This is a genomic window from Pseudarthrobacter sp. LMD1-1-1.1, assembly GCF_040676255.1.
In the GTDB taxonomy this organism is placed as follows: Bacteria; Actinomycetota; Actinomycetes; order Actinomycetales; family Micrococcaceae; genus Arthrobacter.
Genome location: NZ_JBEGHP010000012.1, coordinates 493,505 through 511,578, shown reverse-complemented (window position 1 = coordinate 511,578; position 18,074 = coordinate 493,505). Strand labels below are relative to the sequence as shown.

At 66.8% G+C, this 18,074-nt stretch carries 19 protein-coding genes; 7 read left to right on the top strand and 12 right to left on the bottom strand.

Features of this window, described 5'->3' with window-relative positions; genetic code table 11:
- Nucleotides 1-116 precede the first annotated feature (116 nt).
- Complete coding sequence (locus MRBLMD1_RS07925; protein ID WP_224024274.1) at nt 117-605, top strand: NUDIX domain-containing protein; 489 nt, start codon at nt 117-119, stop codon at nt 603-605.
- A 63-nt stretch (nt 606-668) separates the two neighbouring features.
- On the opposite strand, the gene MRBLMD1_RS07920 is transcribed toward MRBLMD1_RS07925, so the two are convergent.
- Both MRBLMD1_RS07920 and MRBLMD1_RS07915 read right to left on the bottom strand, forming a co-directional pair.
- A complete protein-coding gene (locus MRBLMD1_RS07920) occupies nt 669-1,898 on the bottom strand; it encodes a beta-ketoacyl-[acyl-carrier-protein] synthase family protein (RefSeq protein WP_364398663.1) in 1,230 nt (409 codons plus the stop codon).
- 7 nt (nt 1,899-1,905) lie between these two features.
- Nucleotides 1,906-3,519 carry a peptide chain release factor 3 gene (locus tag MRBLMD1_RS07915; RefSeq protein ID WP_275181936.1) on the bottom strand — a complete coding sequence of 538 codons (1,614 nt, stop codon included), beginning with the start codon at nt 3,517-3,519 and terminating at the stop codon, nt 1,906-1,908.
- A 197-nt stretch (nt 3,520-3,716) separates the two neighbouring features.
- On the opposite strand from MRBLMD1_RS07915, the gene MRBLMD1_RS07910 reads away from it, so the two are divergent.
- The 3 genes from MRBLMD1_RS07910 to disA all read left to right on the top strand — a co-directional run bounded on the left by MRBLMD1_RS07910 (nt 3,717) and on the right by disA (nt 5,856).
- Nucleotides 3,717-3,947 carry a hypothetical protein gene (locus tag MRBLMD1_RS07910; RefSeq protein WP_159634277.1) on the top strand — a complete coding sequence of 77 codons (231 nt, stop codon included), beginning with the start codon at nt 3,717-3,719 and terminating at the stop codon, nt 3,945-3,947.
- Between the two features lie 83 nt (nt 3,948-4,030).
- Nucleotides 4,031-4,531 (top strand): 2'-5' RNA ligase family protein, encoded by a 501-nt coding sequence (locus tag MRBLMD1_RS07905; protein ID WP_159634282.1) that lies wholly within the window; start codon nt 4,031-4,033, stop codon nt 4,529-4,531.
- A 248-nt stretch (nt 4,532-4,779) separates the two neighbouring features.
- Entirely contained in the window at nt 4,780-5,856 is a 1,077-nt protein-coding gene (disA, locus tag MRBLMD1_RS07900; RefSeq protein ID WP_159634285.1) for a DNA integrity scanning diadenylate cyclase DisA, read from the top strand.
- Nucleotides 5,857-5,946: 90 nt separating this feature from the next.
- Here the strand turns inward: disA and MRBLMD1_RS07895 are convergent, their stop codons facing one another.
- Nucleotides 5,947-6,642, bottom strand: coding sequence for a hypothetical protein (locus MRBLMD1_RS07895; protein WP_364398660.1), 696 nt, complete (start codon nt 6,640-6,642; stop codon nt 5,947-5,949).
- A gap of 274 nt (nt 6,643-6,916) precedes the next feature.
- On the opposite strand from MRBLMD1_RS07895, the gene MRBLMD1_RS07890 reads away from it, so the two are divergent.
- From MRBLMD1_RS07890 to MRBLMD1_RS07880, 3 genes are read left to right on the top strand one after another with little or no spacing between them, the layout of a single operon-like run.
- The gene (locus MRBLMD1_RS07890; protein ID WP_364398658.1) at nt 6,917-7,735 is read left to right on the top strand and encodes an A/G-specific adenine glycosylase; all 819 of its coding nucleotides are present in this window, start codon (nt 6,917-6,919) and stop codon (nt 7,733-7,735) included.
- 60 nt (nt 7,736-7,795) lie between these two features.
- Nucleotides 7,796-8,227 (top strand): DUF3592 domain-containing protein, encoded by a 432-nt coding sequence (locus MRBLMD1_RS07885; protein ID WP_159634291.1) that lies wholly within the window; start codon nt 7,796-7,798, stop codon nt 8,225-8,227.
- A gap of 29 nt (nt 8,228-8,256) precedes the next feature.
- Nucleotides 8,257-8,763, top strand: coding sequence for a hypothetical protein (locus tag MRBLMD1_RS07880; protein WP_159634294.1), 507 nt, complete (start codon nt 8,257-8,259; stop codon nt 8,761-8,763).
- Here MRBLMD1_RS07880 and MRBLMD1_RS07875 read toward each other — a convergent pair.
- The 9 genes from MRBLMD1_RS07875 to MRBLMD1_RS07835 form a co-directional block, all read right to left on the bottom strand.
- Entirely contained in the window at nt 8,760-8,933 is a 174-nt protein-coding gene (locus MRBLMD1_RS07875; RefSeq protein WP_364398655.1) for a hypothetical protein, read from the bottom strand. The genes MRBLMD1_RS07880 and MRBLMD1_RS07875 overlap by 4 nt on opposite strands.
- Before the next feature lie 35 nt (nt 8,934-8,968).
- A complete protein-coding gene (locus MRBLMD1_RS07870; RefSeq protein WP_364398653.1) occupies nt 8,969-9,709 on the bottom strand; it encodes an HPr family phosphocarrier protein in 741 nt (246 codons plus the stop codon).
- Nucleotides 9,706-10,338, bottom strand: a complete 633-nt coding sequence (gene dhaL / locus MRBLMD1_RS07865; protein WP_364398651.1) for a dihydroxyacetone kinase subunit DhaL — start codon at nt 10,336-10,338, stop codon at nt 9,706-9,708. Before dhaL ends, MRBLMD1_RS07870 begins: the two co-directional genes overlap by 4 nt.
- 2 nt (nt 10,339-10,340) lie before the next feature.
- Complete coding sequence (gene dhaK, locus MRBLMD1_RS07860; RefSeq protein ID WP_159634300.1) at nt 10,341-11,342, bottom strand: dihydroxyacetone kinase subunit DhaK; 1,002 nt, start codon at nt 11,340-11,342, stop codon at nt 10,341-10,343.
- A 250-nt stretch (nt 11,343-11,592) separates the two neighbouring features.
- On the bottom strand, nt 11,593-12,102 hold the full coding sequence (locus MRBLMD1_RS07855) for an amino-acid N-acetyltransferase (protein ID WP_159634302.1): 510 nt from the start codon (nt 12,100-12,102) through the stop codon (nt 11,593-11,595).
- 159 nt (nt 12,103-12,261) lie between these two features.
- Nucleotides 12,262-14,382 (bottom strand): S9 family peptidase, encoded by a 2,121-nt coding sequence (locus MRBLMD1_RS07850; protein WP_364398648.1) that lies wholly within the window; start codon nt 14,380-14,382, stop codon nt 12,262-12,264.
- A gap of 207 nt (nt 14,383-14,589) precedes the next feature.
- On the bottom strand, nt 14,590-17,082 hold the full coding sequence (locus tag MRBLMD1_RS07845; RefSeq protein WP_159634306.1) for an ATP-dependent Clp protease ATP-binding subunit: 2,493 nt from the start codon (nt 17,080-17,082) through the stop codon (nt 14,590-14,592).
- A 344-nt stretch (nt 17,083-17,426) separates the two neighbouring features.
- A complete protein-coding gene (locus MRBLMD1_RS07840) occupies nt 17,427-17,756 on the bottom strand; it encodes a histone-like nucleoid-structuring protein Lsr2 (protein ID WP_159634309.1) in 330 nt (109 codons plus the stop codon).
- Between the two features lie 139 nt (nt 17,757-17,895).
- Nucleotides 17,896-18,072 carry a hypothetical protein gene (locus tag MRBLMD1_RS07835; protein WP_307492758.1) on the bottom strand — a complete coding sequence of 59 codons (177 nt, stop codon included), beginning with the start codon at nt 18,070-18,072 and terminating at the stop codon, nt 17,896-17,898.
- Nucleotides 18,073-18,074 lie beyond the last annotated feature (2 nt).

The following is an 18,074-nucleotide window of genomic DNA, read 5'->3' as shown; positions in this document are numbered from 1 at the left end:
TGCTCCTTTCGAGCGGAGTGCCTGGCAGGGTGCCTGAAGGAATAACCTAGAGCAGCGCCGTGAACTCCACGTTAACGGCGGACTGCAACTGCACTTCCTGACGATCCGGAGACCCAATGCCCATTCGAAGCGCAGGCATCCTGCTGTACCGGCAGGCTCCGGCCACCCCCGGCGGCGCCCCGGATGGGCTGCAGGTATGGATAGCCCACATGGGCGGTCCGTTTTGGGCACGCAAGGACACGCACGCCTGGTCCATTCCCAAGGGTGAGTACGCCGACGGCGAGGACCCGCTGGCTGCTGCACTGCGGGAGTTCGCAGAGGAGATGGGGACTGCGGCCCCGGAGGCTGAATACCGGCTGCTCGGCGAGTTCCGGCAGTCCTCGGGAAAGCTCATCACCGCCTACGCGGCACAGGCTGAGTTCGCCCCGGAGGCGATCAACAGCAACACTTTTCCGTTGGAATGGCCCAAGGGGTCCGGCAAAATCCAGCACTACCCCGAGATCGACGACGCCCGCTGGTTCCCTGAGCAGGAGGCCCGGCTCAAACTCGTCAAGGGCCAGCTGCCCATCCTCGATGCGCTGGTTGAGGACATGGCGGGCAGCTAGACCCCCGCTTAACGCGCTGCTGCGTCGGGATCCCCGCACCGTTCCGGCGTTTCCAGCGTTTGGCTACGCGCCGGTGAGCACCAGAGCCACGCTGTGGCCGCCGAAGCCGAACGCATTCACCAGGCCCGCCTGGGCATACCCGGGCGGAAGCTGGTGGGTGTTTTCGGTGACGACGTTAAGGTCCACTTCCGGGTCCAGTGCCTCCACGTTCAGCGTCCCGGGAAGGCGGCCGGTACGGAGGGCTTCGAGGACCACGACGGCGGCCAGCGCGCCGGCGCCGCCCAGCAGGTGGCCGGTGTGCCCCTTCGTGGACGTCACCGGTACGGAGGCGCCGAAGACGGCATTGATCGCCTGGCCTTCCAGCCGGTCACCCACGGGGGTGGACGTGGCGTGGGCGTGGACAAACCCAATCGCCGCCGGTTCCATCCCGGCCGAGTCCAGCGCCTTCTGCATGACGCGGCGCTGCATCGCAGGATCTGCCGCCACGATGTCGTTGGCATCGGAGGTCACCGCTCCCCCGGCGACGGCACCAAGGATGACGGCGCCGCGGGCACGGGCGTGCTCTTCGCTCTCCAGCACCACCACCGCGGCTCCCTCGGCGAGCACAAACCCGTCCCGGCCGCCGTCGAACGGGCGCGCGGCCCGCTGCGGGTCATCCGAACGGGTGGACAGTGCACGGATCTGCGCGAAGCCGCTGATCACCAGGTCGTTGACGGAGGCATCGACGCCGCCGGCAATGACGACGTCGGCGGCACCAGAGCGGATCAGTTCGGCTGCCTGGACAATCGCCTCAGCCCCGGAGGCGCAGGCGCTGACCGGCGTCCGTGCGCCGCCGCGGGCGCCAAGGTCGATTGAGACCCAGGCGGCGGGACCGTTGGCCATCAGCCGGGTAAGGGTGTGCGGGGAAACCTTCCGCGGCCCGGACTGGTTCAGCGTGCGGTCCTGCTCGATGGTGGAACCCAGGCCGCCGTATGCGGAACCGATCACCACCGCGAACCGCTCGGGGTCAACCTCGGGGCTCCCGGCCTGCGTCCACGCCTCACGGGCTGCGACCAGGGCGAGCTGGCCGCAACGGTCCATCCGCTTCATTTCGCGGGTGCTGAGGTACTCCGAAAGGTCGGCAGTAATTTGCCCGGCAATTTTGACCGGCAGCTGCTCCGCCCAGTCCTGGTGCAGGGCGGTGATCCCGGAGCGCCCCTCAAGCAGGGCCTCCCAGGTCTCCTTGACCGTGGTGCCGAGCGGGTTGATGGTGCCGGCACCGGTGACGACGGCGCGGGGTGCAGAAGTGTTCACGGATGCCTTATTTCGCCGGGTTGTGCGTGCCGATGGGCACGAGTGTCAGGTCCGGATGGTTCTTCTCGATCCGCCGGAGCGCCCAGACGTCGTTGAACAAGGCGAGGTATTCGCCGTCGGACCGCAAAAGCACCTCCGCGCCCGGTACGTTGGCCAGCGCGGGCATGGCGTCCGCCGTCGAAATCCTGGCCAGCGAGTAGGGCAGGCGTTCCAGGCGCATGGGGGCGCTGAAGTCGTGGGCCATGCGGTCCTCCACCACCTCGAACTGCATGGGCCCGACGGCGGCAAGCACCGGCGCCTGGTCGCCGCGGACGTCGGAGCGGAGCACCTGGATGACGCCCTCGTGCTCGAGCTGCTCGATGCCGCGGCGGAACTGCTTGAACTTGCTGGGGTCCTTGGACCGGGCCACCTGGAAGTGCTCGGGGGCGAACAGCGGGATGGCCGGGTATTCCACCGGTTCCTCAAGGAACAGGCTGTCCCCCACGCGCAGTGATGACGCGTTGACCAGCCCCACCACGTCGCCGGGATACGCCTCGTCGATCACTTCGCGTTCCCGGCCGAACACCTGCTGTGCGTACTTGGTGGCGAAGGACTTGCCGGTGCGGGTCTGGGTGACCACCATGCCGCGCTCGAAAACGCCGGAGCAGACCCGGATGAAGGCCACGTGGTCGCGGTGCGCCTTGTTCATGCCGGCCTGCACCTTGAAGACGAAGCCGGAAAACGGCGACTCAACCGGGCGGGCCGCACCGTCCACGTCGGGGCGCGGGGACGCCGGCGGAGCGAAGTCCACCAGGGCGTCCAGCAGCTCCTTGACGCCGAAGTTCAGTGCGGCGGAGCTGAACAGGATGGGGGTGGCCTTTCCCGCGTGGAAGGCTTCGACGTCGAACTCGAGGTTGGACTCGATCACCAGGCCTGCCTCGTCCACGGCGTCGGACCAATTGCTGCCCTGGCTCTCGGCGGCTTCCTCCGGCGTGAAGTATTCGGTGATGGCGATCTGCGCGCCGGCGTTGTTGCGCTGGAACCGGGCGAAGCGGTCATTCCGCAGGTCCCACACTCCCCGGAAGTCGCCGGAGATGCCCACGGCCCAGGTCAGCGGCATGGGCTGCAGGCCGGTGCGTTCGGTGATCTCGTCCATCAGCGCCAGTGCGTCCAGGCCGGGCCGGTCCCACTTGTTGATGACCGTGATGATGGGCAGGTTGCGCTGCTTGCAGACCTCGAAGAGCTTCATGGTCTGGGTTTCCAGGCCCTTGGCGGCGTCCACCAGCATCACGGCACAGTCCACGGCGGCGAGCACGCGGTAGGTGTCCTCGGAGAAGTCGGCGTGGCCGGGGGTGTCCAGGAGGTTGATGACAGTGTCCCGGTAGGAGAACTGCAGGGCTGCGGAGCTGATGGAGATGCCGCGGTCCTTCTCCATCTGCATCCAGTCCGAGACCGTTTCCTTCCGGTTGGCCTTGCCGCTGGAGGCACCCGCGGTGCCGATCACCTTTGCGTGCAGGGCCAGCGCCTCGGTGAGCGTGGACTTACCGGCGTCCGGGTGGGAGATGACGGCGAAGGTCCTGCGGCGGCCCGCCTGCTTGTGAATCTCGGAGATCCGGGCGGGGGTCAGGACATCTTGGGACACGGTGCTACTTTCGCTGCGGTTGTGGCTGCCCAGGGGCCATTCGGGTTCTGCGCTGCGACTCGAGGGCGGGGAATCAGGATTGGCAAACGGCCAAAGTACAAGTTTATCGCAGGGCGGCAAACCGGCATGGGCTGCGCTTAACGCAGGCGAAACCGGCAGTTCAAAGCCGCGAAATGCCGGACGGTTAGCGTGGGCGCATGATGCATGGCGCCACGTTCTCCGGGAACCTTTTCTTTGATCCGCTGGCCACCAACCTGGCCGCCGGCCCGGCTGGTGCGGGGGCGCAGGGGCCCGGCGGAGCCATTCCCTCCGCCCCGCTGCGGCAACGGGGCGTCCAGACGGCGGCGGAACACAAGGCGCTCCGAGCCGCGTCCCTCTCGAAAGTCAGCAGGGATCTGGAGCGGATGCTCAGGGAGCGCAGGCGCTGAAACACCCCGCGGCCGCGGCCCGGCTTTCCCGGCGCGCACACCACGTCGCGGAAAGGGGCAGTGGGTAACGGCATGATGTGCTTATGCGCAGCATCGAACTGGTCTTTGATGACCGCACGGACGCCCTTATCAGGGCCGACTGGGCGCGGCTCGAAGCCGCCGGCCTGCCCAGCCTGGCAGCGCACACCTCACCCAGCAACAGTCCACACATCACGCTTGCCGCAGGAGCGGACCTGCAGGCCGGCCAGGAAGGGCCCTGGCAGGCGCTGCCCCTGGACATGATCCTTTCCGGCGCCATCATCTTTCCCGCCGGAGCCGGCAGGTACGTGCTGGCCCGGTCTGTCCTGCTGACCGCTCCCCTGCTGGATCTGCACCGCCACCTCCACCAAGGGCTTGCAGGTGCATTGCCGCTCACCCTGCCGGGGGCATGGACACCGCACGTCACCATCTCCCGCCGCATTCCCGGCCATCAACTCGGGACGGCCATGGACCTGCTGGACCTTCGCGTGGAGGGCCGCTGTACGGCAGCCCGGCTGTGGGACAGCAGCACCAAAACGGTCACGCTCCTGGCAGGGGCTGCCTGAGCCGGGCGGCAGGAACCGCGGCTGAACGGAGCGAAAGTGCCTGCCCCGCATGACATCCAGGGGGCACTTTTACGGCCTGTCCGGCTACCCCCTAATGGGGCACTTTGGGGCTTGCCCGTGCGGAACTTGGGCTTCTTACCCCTATCATTGAGCTTGCGGGAATCAGAGCACTTTTTTGATCCTGCCGGCCACCTGCAGATGCCGGCATTCCTGCGGGCGGCGGTCCGCACCTTTGAAGGGAAACACCTATGGCGCGGAGCCCCGAAGAGTCGCTGAAGGCCACTCTGGGCAGGGTTGCACCCGGAACACCGCTTCGGGACGGCCTGGAACGGATCCTCCGCGGGCGGACCGGCGCACTGATCGTCCTGGGCTCCGACCGCACCATCGATTCCATCTGTTCCGGCGGATTCGATATCGGCATCGAGTTCTCGCCCACCCGGCTGCGGGAACTGGCCAAGATGGACGGTGCCATCATCTGCGACAAGGACGCGGGCAACATCCTGCGCGCGGCGGTCCAGCTGGTCCCGGACTCAAGCATCGAAACCCAGGAGTCAGGCACCCGCCACCGCACCGCGGAACGGGTGGCCAAGCAGACCGGGGTCCCGGTGATCTCCGTCAGCCAATCCATGCAAATCATTGCCCTTTACGTCAACGGTCTCCGCCACGTCCTGGAGGGCTCGGAGAACGTTCTTGCCCGCGCCAACCAGGCCCTGGCCACCCTGGAGCGCTACCGCGCCCGGCTGGACCAGGTCACCAGTTCGCTGTCTGCGCTGGAAATCGAGGCGATGGTGACGGTGCGGGACGTGGCCGTGACCCTCCAGCGGCAGGAAATGGTCCGCCGCATCTCCGAGGAAATCTCGCAGTATGTGCTGGAACTGGGCGAGGACGGCAGGCTCCTCTCCCTGCAGCTCGACGAACTCACCGTGGGCAGGGGCCCCGGCAGCGACGTGATCATCCGTGACTACGCCAGCCCCAATGCCTCCGCGGACGACATCGACAAGGCCGTCCATGAACTTGTCAGCCTGGGCCCCACGGAACTGATCGACCTTGGCAAGATCTCCGCGATTGTGGGGTTTGCGGGCGGCGAAGCCAATCTCGACGCGGTGGTCCAGCCCCGCGGCTACCGGCTGCTGTCCGGCCTCAAGGCAGTCCCCAAGGCCGTGGCAGACCGCCTGGTGGACCATTTCGGGGGCCTGCAGTACCTCATGGCCGCCACCATTGATGACCTCATGACCGTTGACGGGATCGGCGACCAGCGCGCCCGTACCGTCCGCGAAGGCCTCAGCCGCATGGCCGAGGCAAGCCTCCTGGACCGCTTCCTCTAGACGCCCCGGGATAACACCCATCGATTGCTCCGTAGTTGTCGTTATGAAGCCTGAAAACGACAATTACGGAGCAATCGATGAAGAGGCAGCTCAGTTCAGCTGGAAGACGGCCTTGGGGCTGGCTCGGGAACCCAGCTTCGCGGTAAAGATGTAGTACGCCCCGCCGCCGCCGGGGGCCGCAGCAACGGCCTTGCAGCCATCGGCGCTGCGGTTACGGCTCCACGGGAAGTTGGCGGTTTCGCTGGCACCGGGCGCAATCACCTTCACCAGGTCCTCGCTGGAGGCCTGGCAGTCCTTCGAGGAAAAAATCCGGTCAGAGCCACTGGTCACCAGGAACTCCATCTGGGAGGTTCCGATGTTGACTTCACAGGGCACGGTGCCGCCATTGGTCACCTTCAGGGTGAGCAGCGGGTTTTCCCCCGGGCCGTAGGCGGGTTTGTCCGTGGCGGCCGAGACAGTCACCAGGTTCTGGTTGCAGGTGGGGGTCGCCGGGGCAGTGGGCGACGGCGTGGCGGACGGAGCCGCGGAGGGCGTGGGGGCAGCAGACGGGGATGCGGCCGGGTTCGAAGCGGTTTCGGTGGACGAAGGCTGGGTGGAGGATGCTTTCTGGGATCCGCCCGTGAACGCTGCGGCGAGCGCGAACCCGCCGGCCACCAGCGCGATCACCAGCAGGAGCGCACCACCGACAACCATCCGTCGCCGGCGGTACACAGCGGCGCTGGGCTTCCGGACGCTGCTGGAACCCGATGCCGTGCCGCGCGCTGATGAATTGCCTTGCCTGCCCATCCTCCTAGGCTAGGGAAACCCGCCGGATCTGCGCTGCCACCACGCCGCCGCAGGCCCATCGCGCTGGTCACAACCGGTTTGCGGGCTGCCGGAACCCATCCACTACAGTGTTGGCATCGACACTCAAACCTCCCCCGCAAAGCACGCTCCGGCGGACCCCGCAAACCTGGAGCTGCTCCACCACCGGATCAACGGCTGGTTCGCCGGCATTGCCCGTGACCTGCCCTGGCGCGAACCGGACTGCTCCGCGTGGGGCGTCCTGGTCAGCGAGATCATGCTGCAGCAAACCCCCGTGGTCCGGGTGCTTCCGGTCTGGCATGAGTGGCTTAAGCGCTGGCCCACCCCGGCCGGGCTGGCGGGCGAACCGGCAGGGGAAGCCGTCCGCTCGTGGGGCCGGCTGGGCTACCCCCGCCGAGCGCTTCGGCTGCACGCCGCAGCCACGGCGATCGTGCAGGAGCATGGCGGCAGGGTCCCGGACACCCACGCCGAGCTGCTGGCCCTTCCCGGGGTGGGCAGCTACACCGCCGCCGCAGTGGCAGCGTTCGCGTACGGCCGCCGGGAAACGGTGGTGGACACCAACATCCGCAGGGTGCACGCCCGGCTGGTCTCCGGCGTCGCGATTCCCGCCCCGGCGCTGACCGCGGCGGAGATGCGCCTGGCCGCCGCCCTGCTGCCGGACGACGACGAAACTTCCGTGCGCTGGAACGCTGCGGTCATGGAGCTTGGGGCTTTGGTGTGCACGGCAAGGGCGCCGAAGTGCGCTGCCTGCCCGGTCAAAGACTCCTGCGCGTGGCTGGCGGCGGGTGAGCCCCCGCCGTCGTACGTTCCCAAGGGGCAGGCATGGCACGGCACCGACCGCCAGGTCCGCGGCGCCGTGCTGGCCGTGCTCCGGCTGGCGGACTCGCCCGTGCCGCCGGACATGTTCGAGCGTGAACCTGCCGACCTTGGTTTCGCCCCGGAAGGAATCGGCGTGCCGCTGGCCGCGCTGCACCGCCTCAACTCCGCCCCTGAACAGCTGGAGCGGGCGCTGGCGGGGCTGCTGGCGGACGGGCTGGCAGAGATGCACGACGGCGGCTACCGGCTTCCTGCCTGACCCACCGGCGGCGCGGGGCCGGGATGGCATACTTCTTGGTGACCGGAACCGGGGGAAGCCATGAAGACCATTCTGTACATCGTCTGGGCACTGTTTGTTGCCGCGGCGATATTTTCGCTGCTCCATGCGTCGCGCCGGACCAAGCGGCAGGAACAACAGATGGCATCCTGGCCCAAGGCGCAGGCAACCGTCACCGGCAGCGCAACCGGGTGGACCAGCGGCGTGGGCGGCTCCAACCGGAACCTCCGCTACTTCCCCACGTACCAGTTCACGGATCCTCAGGGCACCCTCTTCATGGGCAAGTCCGAAATCTCCGGGGTGGAGCAGCCCGTTCCCGGTTCGCTGATCGAGGTGGCCTACAACCCGGCGAACCCCAACGAATCACTTCAGGTGTCCTCGGAGCCGCGCACGGCCATGGGCTGCCTGATCGCATTTTTCGCGGTCTTCGCCGTCGCCTCGTTCTGGTTCATCGGCGTTTTTCCAATGGGCTGAGTGTGCCGCCGGCGCGGTAGCCTGAAGGCATGCACAAGCCCGGAATGCTGGTGGCATTGGGGATGGCTGCGGTGTGCCTTTCCGCCTGCGGGCCCGGCGGCAGCGCCTGCCCGGCGATTGCGCAGGCCACCTCCGTGGCCGTGACAGTCACCGCCGGCTACTCCTCCCAGGTGCAGACGCTGCATCTGCGGGCGTGCCAGGACGGCACCTGCAAAGAGTCCGGCGTCGAACTCCGCCCCGGCAGCTCCTCCGTGGACCAGGGGTGCACGAAAGAGGGCGCCTGCTCGGCCACGGCTTCTCCCGACGGCACCAAGGTGGCCACGCTGATGCTGGAGACCCTGACGGAATCACCCATGACGGTGACCGCTTCCGGCACAGCTCCTGACGGGACAGCGCTGGCCGTCCGCACCTTGGAGTTCCGCCCTCAGGCGCTGTACCCGTTCGGTGAGCAGTGCGGGAAGTTCCTGTCGGCATCGCTTACGCTGGACGGCGACGGGCTGCATCAGCAGCCGGCATCCCAAAAGCCGCGGGGCTAGAAAAGCGCCGGCTGGGTGAAGGTCCCGTCGTCGGAAGCTCCGGCCGCGGCGCCGCTGCCCACCGGTTCAGCGCTCCAGTTGAAGCCCAGTTCGGCGAGCAGTTCCTCCATGGAGATTTGGCCGTCCAGCACTTCGATTTCCGGGGTGTTGTCTGCAAGCGGCCGTTCCATGCCATCGAGCTTATTCCCAGGAACGGCCAGGGAGCTCAGGGCTCGCCGAAGCCGGCCTCCACCAGGCCGCCGACATACTCCACAGCCCGTTCAGCATCCGCGCCCCACGCTTCCACGTGCAGCACGGTGCCCTTGCCCGCGCCCAGGGTCATCAATCCGGTCATGGACGCACCGTCCACGCCGTTGATGGTGACCTCGGCGTCGAGCGAAGCCAGGCCCCCTGCCACTTTCGCAGCAGGCCTGGCATGCATGCCGGCCTGGTTCACCAGCTCAAAGTCGCCCGTGAAGTCCGGCGGGGCGCTGCTGACAGGCTCGTGTTCGGCTCCCGCCCCGCCCCGCTCCGGTTCGCGCGCCGGACCGCGCACGCCTTCGGCCGCTTTGAGGACCGCATGGACGTCCGCACCACCTTGCGCGGCGACGGCCGCGGCCACCAGGCCTTCCACCAGCGGCGCGTCGGCAAGCAGGACACCGGCGGGATTCTCCAAAAACTCGAGCGCCGATTCCGCGGTCATCACGGCTGATCCCAGGTCTGTCAGGACCACGGTGCCAGTTGCCCCGGCGCCATCCCCGCCGGCCTGCCCGGACGTTCCACCGCCAGCCTGTCCCCCGGCCTTTTCCAGGGCGGCGAGGACCTTCTCCAGGCTGGTGCCGATCCTGCCATCGTCGGTGCCCCCGGCTGGCAGGATGACTACATCCGGCGCCATTTGGGCGGCAAGCTCCACGGCGCCGTTGGCAATTTTTTCGCTGTGCGACACCACCACGATGCTGACAGTCACGCAGCCGCCCCAACGGCAGCACGCAGGATCAACGCGCTGGACACTGCTCCCGGGTCACGGTGGCCCGCACTGCGTTCGCCAAGATAGCTCGCGCGGCCTTTCCGTGCCACCATCGGATCGGTGGCCACCGCCCCAGCCTCCGCTGCCTCAGCGGCTGCCACCAGGACGCCCAGCACATCGTTGCTGCCGCCGTCGGCTGCGGCGCGGGCGGCATCAACTGCCGGCGTCCACGCATCCACCATGGTCTTGTCCCCGGATTCCGCCTTGCCGCGCGCCACGATGCCGTCCCTGGCGGCCTCCAGGGCGCCGGCCCAGGCAGCGGGGTCAATCTCGGCGGAATCACCCAGAGCGGTGGCGGCGCGAAGGAACGCTGTCCCGTAGAGCGGGCCGGCCGCGCCGCCTACCTTGGACATCAGCGTCATGGCTGTCATCTTCAGCGCCGCCCCCGGCGTTTCGGGCGCGGATTCACCGAGCTTGGCAAGGACCGCCTGGAAGCCGCGGTCCATGTTCTCGCCGTGGTCCGAATCCCCGATGGCACGGTCCAGTTCGATAAGTTCAACGCGGTGTTCAGCCATGGCCTGCGCGCACAAGGTCAGCCACTTGACGGCCCAGTTGGCATCCAGCATCACGGCTACACGCCCCAGCGCAGGGCGGGGGTGTGCACGGGGGCGTCCCAGAGTTCGGTGAGCTCGTCGTCGAGCCGGAGGACGGAGATGGAACATCCCTGCATTTCCAGCGCCGTGATGTAGTTGCCCACCAGCGAACGTTCCACCGTGGCGCCGGCATCCGCCAACACCTGCACCGCCCGCCGGTACACGATGTAGAGCTCGCTCAGCGGGGTGCCGCCCATGCCGTTGACGAACAGCAGTACTTTGTCACCGGAACTGATCTTGAGGTCGGCAAGGACGGGTTCCAGCAGGCGGTTGGTGATGCTGTCCGCATTTTCCATGGGGATCCGGTGCCTGCCGGGTTCGCCGTGGATGCCGATCCCGATCTCGATCTCATCCTCGGCGAGGTCGAAGCTTGGCGTGCCGGCATGCGGCACAGTGCAGGCTGACAGCGCAACGCCCATGGTCCGGACGTTGGCGTTGACCCGTTCGCCGATGGCGGCCACGGCGTCCAGGCCATCACCACGCTCGGCAGCGGCGCCGGCGATCTTCTCCACGAGCACGGTGCCGCCCACTCCCCGGCGGCCGGCGGTGTACAGCGAGTCCTCCACCGCGACGTCGTCGTTGACCAGTACGGTCCGGACGCTTACGCCCTCAGCCTCGGCCAGTTCGCCGGCGGTCTCGAAGTTCAGGACGTCCCCGGTGTAGTTCTTGACGATATGCACGACGCCGGCACCGGAGTTGACTGCGAGGGTGGCGGGAAGGATCTGGTCCGGGGTAGGTGAGGTGAACACCGCCCCGGGCACCGCGGCGTCGAGCATTCCCCGCCCTACATAGCCGGCATGCAGCGGCTCATGCCCGCTGCCGCCGCCTGAAACCAGCCCCACCTTGCCTGCCACTGGCGCGTCCTTGCGCGTGATGTAGATGGGGTCTTCGCTGACGGTGACAAGTCCGGCGTGTGCCAGGCCAAAGCCCTGGACAGCTTCCTGGACAACGGCTTTTGGATCGTTGATGAGTTTCTTCATGGCGGTGCTCCTGGCTGTGCTCCTGAAGGATGTGTTTTTTGACCCTACTACCGGGATCGCAGGTGGCGGTAGGTTCCTCCGGCCCGGGTTTTCCGGCCGCGTCCGCCGGCGGCGGGTCCCGGACGCAGCAAAGGGACAGCCCCCAATGACTGTCCCTTCCCTGAGGCCCCCCACATATCGGCCTCCAGCAGTTTATCCATCAATTCGAGTAAAACCAAGAGGGGTATGCCTCGGGCGGCCCCAGGGCTGCCTAAAGGGTGCGGATCATCCGGGTGTTGCCCAAGGTGTTCGGCTTGACCCGCGCCAGGTCCAGGAATTCAGCCACACCTTCGTCGTGCGAACGCAGAAGCTCCGAATACACTTCCGGGTCCACTGCGGACTGGTCCGCCATCACCTCGAACCCGTGGCGTTTGAAGAAGTCCACCTCGAAGGTAAGGCAGAAGACCCGGGACACGCCGAGGGCGCGGGCCTCCTCCAGCAAGCTCTCCACCAGGACGTGGCCCACGCCCTTGCCACGCCATTGCCCGGAGGCCGCGAGGGTGCGGATTTCAGCCAGGTCCTCCCACATGACGTGCAGCGCCCCGCAGCCGATCATTTCTCCGTCGCTCGACTCGGCGATGCGGAACTCCTGCAGGCTCTCGTAGTAGGCCACCGTCTCCTTCGCCATGAGGATGCGTTCCTCGGCCAGGGGCGCCACCAGCTTCTTGATGGCGGGGACGTCGCTGGTGCGTGCTGGGCGGATGCGGAAGGAGTCGGTCACAAGGCAATCCTACGAGGCGAAGGCTTCCGGCTCGGGGACTGCGGCATTTACCGCGTGCTCGCTCGTTCCTCGCTTAGACGCACGCTACGTAAATGCCCCAGCCCCCTTCGCCTCGCAATCTTCCCCGGCGATCGACGCCTTGCGCCTGTTGGCGGGAAATTACAGCCCCAGCTCGGCCGGCAGCTCGGTCTCCTTGCCCAGGACGTTCTTCGCCAGGAACCACTCCACCACCTGGTACCAGACCTTGGCGTGCTGCGGCTGGAGGACCCAGTGGTTCTCGTCCGGGAAGTAGAGGAACCTGTGAGGGGTCTGCCCGTCCTGGTCTGCCGCCAGCCGCGACTTGGACAGCAGCTCGTACCAGAGCCGCAGGCCCTCCCCGATGGGCACCCTGTAGTCCTTGTCGCCATGGATCACCAGCATGGGCGAACTGATCTTCCCGGCGTGCAGGTGCGGTGAATTCTCCAGCGCCATCTCTTCGGTCATTTCCTTCAGCCAGTACTGCGAGGCATCCGTGGTGGGTCCGAACTGGTCCAGCGCCCAAAGGCTGGCGTGGGTGACCACGGCCTTGAACCGGTCCGTGTTGCCCGCCACCCAGTTGGCCATGTACCCGCCGAAGGAGCCGCCCATCGCAGCAGTCCGGGCCTCATCAATGTCCGACCGCTCCACCGCCGCGTCCGTGACGGCCATGAGGTCGGTGAACGGCGCCTTGCCCCAGGCACCCCAGCCGCGCTGGATGAAGGCCTGGCCGTAGCCCGTGGACAATGCCGGGTCCGGGAGCAGCACCGCGTAGCCCTTCGCCGTCAGGAGCCAGGGATTCCACCGCCAGGTCCAGGCGTTCCAGGATCCCAGGGGGCCGCCGTGGATCCAGAGCAGCATCGGCGCGGGCTCCTCTGCTGATGCGCCCTCGGGCAGGGCAAGGTAGGCCGGAACCCGGGAGCCGTCCGGAGCCGTGGCGGCGATCCGTTCCAGCCGGCCCGGGCGGGACGGCCGGTCGGCAGGGGCTGGAAGCCGGGTGGTTTCCCCGGTGGCCACATCGATCCGCACAGCTTCGGGCGGGAATTCGTAGGAGCTGCGCAGCGCGTAGGCATAGCGCCCCTCCGGCGAAACAACGACGTCGGAGTAGGCCGCCGCGTCCTGCGTCACCCGGGCAACACCCACCTCGGCGGCAGCCGCCGGAACGCTGACCCGGAAGACCGGCGACGCGCCGTCGTCGTCCGCCGTGACCAGGAGGGCGGAACCGTCCGGAAGCCACGCTGCCGGCCTGGGCCAGCGGTCCCAGTCATGGGCCAGTGGCTGGAGGCCGCCGGGCTCCCCTGCTCCCCCGGAGACGTCCAGGAGGTGCATCCTGACCTCTGGAGCCTGCTGCGGGGTGGAGTCGCTTTCACTGATCACCACCAGGGTCTTGCCGTCCGGGCTGACCGGACCCGGGAAATAGCTCATGCCCTCCTGGTCCAGGAGCACTTTGAGGCTGCCCGATGCCACATCCACCGCCACCAGGACGGAGCGGCTGTCCGCCTTGGCGAGGGGTTTGGTGAAGCTGCTGTAGACGGTCTTCCCGTCGGGGCTGACCACTGTCTCGGCCCCCCTCAGCCGCGGGCCGGCGTCGGGCGTGAGGTTGCGCAGGACCAGGGGAGCTGTGGCGTCAACGGTTGTGGGCTTGCCGGGCCCCTTGTCTGCCCCGGCTTCCACGGCGAAGATCCGCGGCTGGCCGGGGCCAAGGTCGGCGTCCCAGTAGCGGACCGGGTATTCGCTGTGCAGGATGGCGGAGACCTTCCTGTCCTTGCGGGATTTGCGCCGTTCGGCGTCGTCCTCCTCATCGGCCGACCCTGCCAGTACCTCGGCTGCCACGAATGCCGCATCAGCGTTCCTGGCGGTCATCACCTTGCTGACGCCGCCGGGCCGGCTGAGGACCACGCGGGCTTCCCCACCGTCTGCTGGAAGGAGCCACAGTGCATTGACCGCCTCTTCATCGGGGCTGTCCGGGTCGGGGCGCGCGGACGTGAAGTAGACGTCGCCGTTCGCGGCGAAAGCCGCGCCTGCTTCGCCCTTGGCGCTGCGGGTGATGCGCCGGGCGTGCTTCTGGCCGGCCGGGTCCAGCTCCCACAGGGCGGTGGCAAACTCGGTGCCCTTTCCGTTCAGGGTGGCGACGGTGGTCACCAAGCGGGAGCCGTCCGGGCTCAGGGCGAGGCCGCTTACCCGCGGGATGGACAGGTAGTGGTCGAGGTCGTGGAAAGGGGTCAGTGGTTGCTCGTCCGGGATCGCCGGATTCTGATTAGCCATGCCCCGATTCAACACGCTTTGTGGCCTGGAGCACAGCCGCCACTCTCAGTTCCACGGACAGCCCAACGCTATGGACGGCCCTGGCCCGCATAACCGTTGCCGGACACCACCGGTTATGCGGGTACGGGCCGCCTGTGCCGGGCGAGAGGCGGCAAAGCGAAAGCCCCGCCGCTCCTTGTGGGAGTGGCGGGGCTTTGGCTGTGGCGCTTAGACGCTCGGGGCGATTTCCGGGATGCGCGGCTTGGCGTTGCCGGCGAAGGTGAACTTCGCGTCGTCGCCTTCGCCTTCGACATCCACCACGACGATGTCGCCGGTGTGGATCTCGCCGAAGAGGATCTTCTCGGAGAGCTGGTCCTCGATCTCGCGCTGGATGGTGCGGCGCAGCGGCCGGGCACCCATGGCGGGGTCGTAGCCGCGGGTCGCGAGGAGCACCTTGGCGGCCTTGGTGAGCTCGATGCCCATGTCCTTGTCCTTGAGGCGCTTCTCCAGGCGGGTCACGAACAGGTCCACGATCTCGATGATCTCGTCCTGCGTGAGCTGCGGGAACACCACGACGTCGTCAACACGGTTCAGGAACTCGGGGCGGAAGTGCTGCTTCAGTTCCTCCGTGACACGGGCACGCATGCGGTTGTAGCCGGTCTGCGTGTCGGTGCCGGACTGGAAGCCGGTGGCAACGCTCTTGGAGATGTCCCGGGTACCCAGGTTGGTGGTCATGATGATCACGGTGTTCTTGAAGTCCACCACGCGGCCCTGGGAGTCGGTCAGGCGGCCGTCTTCCAGGATCTGCAGCAGCGAGTTGAAGAGGTCCGCGTGGGCCTTCTCCACTTCGTCGAACAGCACCACGGAGAACGGACGGCGGCGGACCTTCTCGGTCAGCTGGCCACCCTCTTCGTAGCCCACGTAGCCCGGAGGGGCACCGAAGAGCCGCGAAACGGTGTGCTTCTCGGAGTACTCGGACATGTCCAGCGTGATGAGGGCGTCCTCTTCACCGAACAGGAACTCCGCGAGTGCCTTGGCGAGCTCGGTCTTGCCGACGCCGGTGGGGCCGGCGAAGATGAACGAGCCGCCGGGGCGCTTGGGGTCCTTCAGCCCTGCACGGGTGCGGCGGATGGCCTGGGACAGTGCCTTGATGGCCTCATCCTGGCCCACCACGCGCTTGTGCAGTTCCTCTTCCATCTTGAGCAGGCGCGAGGACTCTTCCTCGGTCAGCTTGAAGACGGGGATGCCGGTGGAGTTGGCCAGCACCTCGGCGATGAGATCCTCATCCACCTCGGAGATGTCATCCATGCCGCCGGACTTCCAGTGGCGCTCCTTCTCCGCCCGCTCGGAGATCATCTTCTGCTCCTTGTCGCGGAGCGAAGCTGCCCCTTCGAAGTCCTGGGCGTCGATGGCGGATTCCTTCTCCATCTTCAGCTTGGCGATGCGCTCGTCCATGGCCTTGAGCTCCGGCGGAGCGGTCATGCGGCGGATGCGCAGTCGGGCACCGGCTTCATCGATCAGGTCGATGGCCTTGTCCGGCAGGAAGCGGTCAGAGATGTAGCGCTCGGCCAGGCTGGCGGCGGACGCCAGGGCGCCGTCGGTGATGGTGACGCGGTGGTGTGCCTCGTACCGGTCGCGCAGGCCCTTAAGGATCTCGATGGCGTGGGCCACGGAGGGTTCCTTGACCTGGATCGGCTGGAAGCGGCGCTCCAGCGCGGCGTCCTTCTCGATGTGCTTGCGGTACTCATCTAGGGTGGTGGCGCCAATGGTCTGCAGCTCGCCGCGGGCCAGCATGGGCTTCAGGATCGAGGCTGCGTCAATGGCGCCTTCGGCGGCACCAGCACCCACCAGGGTGTGGATCTCATCGATGAACAGGATGATGTCGCCGCGGGTGCGGATCTCCTTGAGGACCTTCTTCAGGCGCTCTTCGAAGTCACCGCGGTAGCGGGAGCCTGCCACCAGGGAACCGAGGTCCAGGGTGTACAGCTGCTTGTCGCGGATGGTCTCCGGGACGTCGCCGCGCACGATCGCCTGGGCCAGGCCCTCGACGACGGCGGTCTTGCCGACGCCGGGCTCACCAATGAGGACCGGGTTGTTCTTGGTGCGGCGGGAAAGGACCTGCATGACGCGTTCCATTTCCTGCTCACGGCCGATGACCGGGTCCAGCTTGTTCTCGCGCGCAGCCTGGGTCAGGTTGCGGCCGAACTGGTCCAGGACCACGGAACCGGCAGGGGCACCTTCAGGCTGTCCGCCGCCGACGCCTGCGCCGGTGGTTTCCTTGCCCTGGTAGCCGGAGAGGAGCTGGATGACCTGCTGGCGGACCCGGTTGAGGTCGGCGCCGAGCTTGACCAGAACCTGTGCGGCAACGCCTTCACCCTCGCGGATGAGGCCGAGCAGGATGTGCTCCGTGCCGATGTAGTTGTGGCCCAGCTGGAGGGCTTCGCGCAGCGAGAGCTCCAGTACCTTCTTGGCACGGGGGGTGAAGGGGATGTGGCCGGAGGGAGCCTGCTGGCCCTGTCCGATGATCTCCTGCACCTGCTCGCGAACGCCGTCGAGCGAAATGCTCAAAGACTCAAGAGCTTTGGCGGCAACGCCCTCACCCTCATGGATCAGACCCAAGAGGATGTGTTCGGTACCGATGTAATTGTGGTTCAGCATGCGTGCCTCTTCTTGGGCAAGCACAACTACGCGACGGGCACGGTCCGTAAATCGCTCAAACATTTCGCCACACTCCTAGCTACGACGTACTTTGATGCTACGTGGCCGCCCCTGAGTTGTGGAGCGTGTTCGCCACAGGGGAAACCGCGCCCCTTGCGGGAATAACGGCGGCGGCCAGCTGCGGCACTGTGGACCGGGCCAGCAAAGACGGGGCAGCCCCGGGCAAGGCGCTGGCCGGAGCGCTCACGGCCAAGCGAATAATGGCCGGCAGCACCCGTTCATGCGCAACGGCACAATTGGGCCAAAGGACCCTGTGCGAAGGCCTTCCGTAGCAGTAATTACTCAAAATGAAAAACCCCGCCCCGCCTGGCGGCGGTAGCGGGGTTTCGGCGGAGCTAAAGGCAGTCCTAGGAATTTGCCTTTTGGTAGGCTTCCTGGATTTCGGCCTGAATTCGGCCGCGGCTGTTAACGGTGTAGCCGTTATCCCGCGCCCATTGCCGGATTTGCGCCGAGTCGTGGCTGCGGCCTCCCGTGGCTGCCTTGGCCCGCTGGACGCGGCCTCCGGATGCCTTGCGCGCGGCAGTGGTGAACCTCTCCAATGAAGACCGGAGTTCAGCGGCATTGGCTGCCGACAGGTCAATCTCATAGTTGACCCCGTCGAGGCCAAACTTAACATTCTCGTCTGCGGATCCCCCATCCAGATCATCAACGAGGATGATGTTTACTTTCTGTGCCATTTAGGTCTTCCTCTTGCTGGAAAGTTCGGTTTTCAGAAAAGCAGGATGTTTCCCATAAAAAAGTATGACTCTTATCTTGGCAACGCGTCAAAGCGCCTAATGGTTCCTTGGGGATAAAACCGGAAAGCAGGGGGTTTATCTATTTGGATTCCGAACCCGGTTGCTCCGTGGGCTGCACCGGGAGGGAATCCGCTTCGGCCTGGGCGCGGGCTTCCGCCTGCCGCTCGGCCTTGTCCGCGTTGAAGATTGCTTTCATGGCGAACCAGAAAAGCAGGCCCACCACGAGGGAGGGAAGAATGACTGCTACGTATTCCATGG

What these genes read in the sequence shown, in the direction of transcription:
- MRBLMD1_RS07845 (WP_159634306.1), bottom strand. Translation starts at nt 17,082, where the DNA reads ATGTTTGAGCGATTTACGGACCGTGCCCGTCGCGTAGTTGTGCTTGCC.
- MRBLMD1_RS07840 (WP_159634309.1), bottom strand. Translation starts at nt 17,756, where the DNA reads ATGGCACAGAAAGTAAACATCATCCTCGTTGATGATCTGGATGGGGGA.
- MRBLMD1_RS07835 (WP_307492758.1), bottom strand. Translation starts at nt 18,072, where the DNA reads ATGGAATACGTAGCAGTCATTCTTCCCTCCCTCGTGGTGGGCCTGCTT.
- MRBLMD1_RS07910 (WP_159634277.1), top strand. Translation starts at nt 3,717, where the DNA reads ATGATGCATGGCGCCACGTTCTCCGGGAACCTTTTCTTTGATCCGCTG.
- MRBLMD1_RS07850 (WP_364398648.1), bottom strand. Translation starts at nt 14,382, where the DNA reads ATGGCTAATCAGAATCCGGCGATCCCGGACGAGCAACCACTGACCCCT.
- disA (WP_159634285.1), top strand. Translation starts at nt 4,780, where the DNA reads ATGGCGCGGAGCCCCGAAGAGTCGCTGAAGGCCACTCTGGGCAGGGTT.
- MRBLMD1_RS07880 (WP_159634294.1), top strand. Translation starts at nt 8,257, where the DNA reads ATGCACAAGCCCGGAATGCTGGTGGCATTGGGGATGGCTGCGGTGTGC.
- MRBLMD1_RS07905 (WP_159634282.1), top strand. Translation starts at nt 4,031, where the DNA reads ATGCGCAGCATCGAACTGGTCTTTGATGACCGCACGGACGCCCTTATC.
- dhaK (WP_159634300.1), bottom strand. Translation starts at nt 11,342, where the DNA reads ATGAAGAAACTCATCAACGATCCAAAAGCCGTTGTCCAGGAAGCTGTC.
- MRBLMD1_RS07895 (WP_364398660.1), bottom strand. Translation starts at nt 6,642, where the DNA reads ATGGGCAGGCAAGGCAATTCATCAGCGCGCGGCACGGCATCGGGTTCC.
- MRBLMD1_RS07925 (WP_224024274.1), top strand. Translation starts at nt 117, where the DNA reads ATGCCCATTCGAAGCGCAGGCATCCTGCTGTACCGGCAGGCTCCGGCC.
- MRBLMD1_RS07875 (WP_364398655.1), bottom strand. Translation starts at nt 8,933, where the DNA reads ATGGAACGGCCGCTTGCAGACAACACCCCGGAAATCGAAGTGCTGGAC.
- MRBLMD1_RS07890 (WP_364398658.1), top strand. Translation starts at nt 6,917, where the DNA reads ATGCTGCAGCAAACCCCCGTGGTCCGGGTGCTTCCGGTCTGGCATGAG.
- MRBLMD1_RS07885 (WP_159634291.1), top strand. Translation starts at nt 7,796, where the DNA reads ATGAAGACCATTCTGTACATCGTCTGGGCACTGTTTGTTGCCGCGGCG.